At 53.3% G+C, this 4,223-nt stretch carries 2 protein-coding genes; one reads left to right on the top strand and one right to left on the bottom strand.

Features of this window, described 5'->3' with window-relative positions:
- Positions 1-41: 41 nt before the first annotated feature.
- Complete coding sequence (locus tag WCG50_RS17805; RefSeq protein ID WP_336900936.1) at positions 42-3,083, top strand: Tn3 family transposase; 3,042 nt, start codon at positions 42-44, stop codon at positions 3,081-3,083.
- Here WCG50_RS17805 and WCG50_RS17800 read toward each other — a convergent pair.
- Positions 3,080-4,144, bottom strand: coding sequence for a DUF4158 domain-containing protein (locus WCG50_RS17800; RefSeq protein ID WP_336900935.1), 1,065 nt, complete (start codon positions 4,142-4,144; stop codon positions 3,080-3,082). The genes WCG50_RS17805 and WCG50_RS17800 overlap by 4 nt on opposite strands.
- Positions 4,145-4,223 lie beyond the last annotated feature (79 nt).

Raw genomic sequence — 4,223 nt, 5'->3', positions numbered from 1 at the left:
ACCCAATGACCCTTTTTCTGCCGCTGGGCACATAGAACAAGATGCGTGGCGACATCAACGGACGACTGACCATCCTCTCAAAAACCGAGAAGGTCGCGCTGTATGGTATTCCCGAGTTTGACGACTTTCAGCGCATCGAGTTTTTTGCCATGACTGAAGCTGAACATGCACTGGCATTCGCGCGAAAGAGTGTGGCAGCGCAACTCCATTGCCTTTTGCAAATTGGCTACTTCAAGGCCAAGCACTCGTTCTTCCGTTTCTCATTGGTCGAGGCACCAGAGCAGGACGTTGCTTTTTTCATGCAAAGGTACTTTCCTGGGCAGACGTTACCCTCGGAGGAGGTGAGCGACAATGACCGCTATCTGCCGCGTAAAGGCATTGCCGCTTTGTATGGTTTTCGTCTCTGGCTTGACGATGACCTGGCTGGGTTGCTCAACAAAGCAACGTTGCTGGCCAGAACCGATGTGTCACCGTCTTTTCTGCTGGCCGAGCTTATGGTTTTCCTGGTGGGTCAGCGCATTGTGCGACCCGGATACACCACGCTGCAAGATTTGATAACGAATGCGTTGGCCACTGAGCGTGAGCGCCTGGAACAACTGGTGGAAGCGGCCCTGACAAAAACAACCCACAAGGCACTTGCGCAGTTGTTGGTGCGCGAGAACACCTTGTCTGACTTGGCTGCACTCAAGCAAGATGCCAAGAGCTTTCACCACAGTCAAATGGAGTTGGAGCGCCAAAAGCGCCGCACACTGGCTCCCTTGTATGCCATCGCGAAGACGCTGCTCCCAAGCCTTGATATTTCGCTGCTTAACATTGCCTACTACGCCAGCCTTGCCAATTTCTACACAATCTACGACTTGCGCCGACTCAAACCCGGCCAGACCAATCTCTATTTGCTGTGCTACGCCTGGCAGCGCTACCGGCAAATCACGGACAACGTTGTGGAAGCCTTTGGCTACCACATGCAGAAACTCGAAGACGAAACCAAGGCTGTTGCCACCGCACAGGCCGCCAAAATTCACAACGAACGGCAACAAACCACGCCAAGAGTTGGTGAATTGCTTTTGCTGTACGTAGATGACGCTCTTGAGGACATAACCCCTTTCGGTGATGTGCGTCACCGGGCATACCGGATCATGCCCAAAGAAACATTGCGCTCTACTGGCAAGCTTCTAACAGAGAATCCCGTCAGTCAATTGGATTTACGCTGGGGAGCGGTGGACAAACAAGGCGGGCTTTGCACAAAAAACATGCGCCCACTTGCCATGGCTTTGAGCTTTGAAAGTGACTCTACCAGTGGCAAAGACTGGCTGGCCGCACTGCAATGGATGAAGGATGTATTTGCCCGCCAGCAAAGCCTTGCCAAGCAGCCAATGGCGGACATTCCTTCGCGCACAGTCCCATCACGCCTGCGCAATTTTTTGTTGCGCTTTGACCAGGATGGCAAGCCTGTTGGCTTGGATGGCAGTCGGTATGAATTTTTTGTCTACCGGCAATTGCGCAAGCGCCTCGACAAAGGGAACATTTACCTCGACGACAGCGTGCAACACCGCCGCTTTGCTGATGATTTGGTGTCTATGGAGGTCAAGGCGGAAGCACTCAAGGTGTTGAACATACCCTGGTTACGCCAACCCGTAGACGTGACCTTGGAGGCCCTGTTCACCGAACTTGATATCCAGTGGCGAGCGTTCGACGAAGAATTGCGCAGTAGCAAACTCAAGCACCTGGAGTTCGATCAAGAGAAAAAGACGCTTATTTGGCACCGCCCCAAGGCCGACAAGGACAAACGACTACAACAAGGCTTTTACGGCAAGCTCCAAGCGCGCGATATTGCGGACATTTTTCGGTTTGTTAATGAGCAGTGCCACTTCCTGTCGGCCATGACGCCCTTACAACCACGCTATGCCAAGAAGATCGCCGATGAAGATAGTTTGATGGCGGTAATTGTCGCCCAAGCCATGAACTACGGCAACTTGAAAATGGCTGAGACGTGTGACATTCCGTACCACGTCTTGGATGCCACGCACCAGCAGTACTTGCGCCCTGCCACGCTGATTGCCGCCAACGATACGATCAGTAACTTCATTGCCAGTCTGCCCATCTTCCCGTACTACTCCATCGACATGGATGTGCTCTATGGCAGTGTGGACGGGCAAAAGTTTGCCACGGGCCGCCCGACGCTCAAGGCCCGCCATTCACGCAAATACTTTGGCAAGGATAGGGGCGTTGTTGCTTACACGTTCTTGGCCAACCATGTGGCGCTGCAAACTGATTTGCTCGGAGCAAACCAGCATGAAAGCTACTGGGTGTTTGACATTTGTTACAACAACACCTCGGACATTGTGCCGACTACCATCACGGGCGACATGCACAGCATCAACATGGCCAACTTCGCCATTCTGCATTGGTTCGGTATGAACCTGGCTCCACGTTTTACCAACTTGCATGCCCAATTGGCGCATTTGTATTGCGGCCCAGAACAGGTCGGTTACTTGGACTTTCTGATTCAGCCCGTGGGGCAAATTGACCACAGTCTGATTATGTCAGAAAAAGCAAACATGGATCACATTGCCGCCACCTTGGGACTCAAGGAGATGAGCCAAGCGGTGCTCATGCGAAAAATCTGCACGCTGTCTGGCCACAACCGCACACGCAGGGCCATCTTTGAGTACGACAAACTGATCCGCAGCATCTACACGCTACGCTACCTGCGCGACCCCCAGTTGCAGAGCGATGTCCACCGTTCGGAAAACCGCATCGAGTCCTACCACCAGTTGCGATCCACCATCGCCAAAGTGAATGGCAGGAAGGAATTGACTGGGCGCACCGACTTGGAGGTTGCTATCAGCAACCAGTGCGGTCGCCTGATTGCCAATGTCGTTATCGCCTACAACTCCATATTGCTGTCAGGACTGCTCACCCGTTATTTGGCAACTGGCAACGAAAAAGCACTGGAATTGCTCAGGCGAGTATCACCAGCAGCGTGGGAGCACCTGCATTTCCTGGGGCACTACGCTTTTCGCGACAAGTACAATCCAATTGATTTGGAAGCCATTCTGGCGGGAGTGAATTTGACCGCTTAAAGATTCCGTGGATTTGGGCTTACTACCCCATACAGCAAGAGCAGTTCCCCCACCCGTGGTGTGGCTTGCTGCCGTTCGTTGTGTATCTGAGCAGCCTGTTGATTGGCGACGGCCTTGGTATCGTCTTCGAGCTGCCGAGTGTGGTAGCCAAAGGCTTCCACCACATTGTCCGTGAGTTGCCGGTAACGTTGCCAGGCGTAACACAGCAAATAGAGGTGGGTCTGGCTAGACTTGAATCGCCGCAAATCGTAGATGGTGTAGAAATTGGCGAGGCTGGCGTAATAGGCGGTGTTGAGTTGCGAGATTTCAAGGCTTGGCAACAGCGTTTTGGCAATGGCATACAGGGGAGCCAGCGTGAGGCGCTTCTGACGCTCCATGCCCATCTGTCGGTAACGAAAGCTTTTGGCATCCTGTTTGAGGGCGGCCAGGGCGGATAGGGTGTTCTCGTGTTCCAGCAATTGTCGGAGCGCATCGCGTGCCACATCGGTCAGGGCCGATTCGACCATTTGTTCCAGGCGTTCACGCTCTTCTGAGAGAGCATTCGTGATCAGGTCTTGCAGCGTGGTGTAGCCGGGCCGCACGATGCGCTGGCCAATCAGGAACACCAACAACTCAGCCAGCAAAAATGTCGGTGTCACGTCTGTCCTGGCCAGCAAAGCTGCCTTGTCGAGCAGCGCTGGCATGTCTTCATCTGAACAAAGGCGGTACCCAAATAACTCGACAATCTTATTGCGCTGTACGTAATATTCGCTGGTTAGCAGCGGTTCGGCTATGAACGTCTGGCTCGGAAAGTACCGTTGCAGCAGAAACGCGATATCCTCTGGAGGCACCTCCTCCAAGGTGAATTGGAAGAATGCCTGTTTGGCTTTGAAATAGCCGATTTGCAGCAGGCAATAGATCTGTTTCACGATGCCCCTGCGCTGCAAAGCCAAGGCACGTTCCGCGTCGGTCATGGCAAAAAACTCGATACGCTGGAAATCATCGAAAACAGGAAGCCCATAAAGGGCTGTCTTCTCGGCCTCAGAGAGGATGGTCAAGCGCTTGTTGATATCCCCTCGCATGTGGTGTGCCCCTTCAGGTGTCTTGTTTGCCAGGCCAGCCAATACGGGCCAATGTCTCGATCAAGGTCGTGCGTTTGAC

It is taken from the genome of Rhodoferax sp. (genome assembly GCF_037143375.1).
Classification (GTDB): Bacteria; Pseudomonadota; Gammaproteobacteria; order Burkholderiales; family Burkholderiaceae_C; genus Rhodoferax.
Note: the sequence above shows the minus strand (reverse complement) of the source record. Positions and strands in the feature narration are given on the sequence as shown.